Origin of the sequence: Mesorhizobium sp. M1E.F.Ca.ET.063.01.1.1 (genome assembly GCF_003998155.1) — a bacterium.
Classification (GTDB): Bacteria; Pseudomonadota; Alphaproteobacteria; order Rhizobiales; family Rhizobiaceae; genus Mesorhizobium.
On record NZ_RZSC01001599.1, the window covers coordinates 1 to 458 of the forward strand.

The 458-nt window shown below is 65.3% G+C and carries 1 protein-coding gene; it reads right to left on the minus strand.

Annotated features, from left to right (window positions below):
- On the minus strand, positions 1-458 hold a 458-nt coding region (locus EOA29_RS39975), incomplete at both ends, for a CvpA family protein (RefSeq protein ID WP_245468866.1).

Sequence of the window (458 nt, forward strand, 5' to 3'; positions counted from 1 at the left end):
GGCTGGTCGGACGTTGCCGGCGCCTCGGTCGTGGGCGTGCCCTTATGCGTGTATTTGTTGACCAGCTCTTCCGTATTCTCCGGCAGCACGCTTTCGAGCTTGGCGCCGATCGTCTCGAGCAGCGGCCGCGACTTGGCGTTGGCGACCCAGGCAGGAGCCTTGGCGCCGGCCAGCCAGTTGAAGAACAAAAGCGCCACCGCGACGACCAGGACGCCGCGTGCCGCGCCGTAGAGGAAGCCGAGCGTCCGGTCGAGCGCGCCGATGCGCGAATCGATGATCCAGTCGGCGATCTTCATGGTGATCACCGAAACGACGATCAGCGCGATGACGAAGACGATGCCGGCGGCCGCCGCCATGGCGATTTTGTCGTTGTCGACATAGGGCTGAACGTAGGGCAGCACCGGCTTGTAGAAGAAGAAGGCCGCCGCGGCCGCCGCCACCCAGGAGACGATGGACAG